The organism is Kitasatospora sp. MBT66 (assembly GCF_000710405.2).
Lineage (GTDB): Bacteria > Actinomycetota > Actinomycetes > Streptomycetales > Streptomycetaceae > Kitasatospora > Kitasatospora purpeofusca.
In genome coordinates this window covers 765-1,743 of record NZ_JAIY01000014.1, presented here as the reverse complement: position 1 = coordinate 1,743, position 979 = coordinate 765, and the positions used below count along the sequence as shown (strand labels likewise).

The following is a 979-nucleotide window of genomic DNA, read 5'->3' as shown; positions in this document are numbered from 1 at the left end:
CGGTCTCCCGCCCCCGGAAACGCGAGACGTTGCGCCAGGTGGAACCCTCGGCGACCGGACCGCCGTCCAGGCGGTCGCACCGCACCGTGCCCGGATCCCACTGCTCGGTGTTGCCGAAGTCCGCGAGGTAGCGCAGCACTTCGTCCGCCGCCCGGTCGAGGGTCACCGTGCGCAGCACTCTGACCATGAGCTTCTCCCGCCGTCCGCGGACCGGCCGACTGCCGGCCCGTTGTGGCTTCGTTCGTGGCTTCGTTCCGGAACGCCGCTGCGGATTGCGTCGGCCGTCTCCCGCCGTACGGTCCGGCTGCCGGGCCGGGCACCACGAGGACGAGGCGGTGCACAAACGCTGCGAGTGTGCCTCCAGTCCTGAAACGATGCACGGTGGACACGTGAGCATCCGAACCCTGGCCCTTCGCGCGAGCCAACCGGGCGGTTCGGCCGGGCCCGACCGGCGTGGGCCGCCGAGAACCGGGGCCGCCGGGAACCGGGGTTGTCCGAGCAGGCGGCACCCGGCGCCCCGGACGGATCGCCCACGCCCCCGACAGCACCTCCGCCTGCTCCGACCCGCGCTACTGAGGAGTCGTCATGTCAACAGAGCAACCGGTGTCGAGGAAGCCCGTCGCAGGGCCGGCGCCCGCCGAGACGCCGGAGTGCGAGGCGTCCACCTGCCACGCGATCTCGGTGCCCGAGGCCGTGGAGCTCCACGACGCCTGGCCCGGGTGGATCCCGCTGACCCTGATCCTGGTGACGGCGCTCGCGGTCGCGGCCTTCGCCGTCGGTCGCATCGCGGGATGGTGAACCCCGCCCCAGGCCGGGCGACCGCCGAGGGAACCGCTAACGTGCCGCGGCGCAGCGCGACCTGCCCCACCGACTGCCGCCGCCGGCTCGGCGATGCGCTCTTCGCCAGGATCGCCGGGCCCGACGGCCCGGCGGTGCGGTCCCGGATCCACACCCGGCCCGGACCGCGGCGGTTCGGCCC

At 74.3% G+C, this 979-nt stretch carries 2 protein-coding genes; one reads left to right on the top strand and one right to left on the bottom strand.

From position 1 onward, the window contains the following. A partial coding sequence (locus BI06_RS51575) for an SRPBCC family protein (RefSeq protein ID WP_043474997.1) occupies positions 1-187 on the bottom strand: 187 nt, incomplete at its 3' end. A 398-nt stretch (positions 188-585) separates the two neighbouring features. Here BI06_RS51575 and BI06_RS34570 point away from each other — a divergent pair. Next, entirely contained in the window at positions 586-798 is a 213-nt protein-coding gene (locus tag BI06_RS34570; protein ID WP_149030575.1) for a hypothetical protein, read from the top strand. Positions 799-979 lie beyond the last annotated feature (181 nt).

Coding starts and splice junctions, on each gene's coding strand:
- BI06_RS34570 (WP_149030575.1), top strand. CDS start 586: ATGTCAACAGAGCAACCGGTGTCGAGGAAGCCCGTCGCAGGGCCGGCG.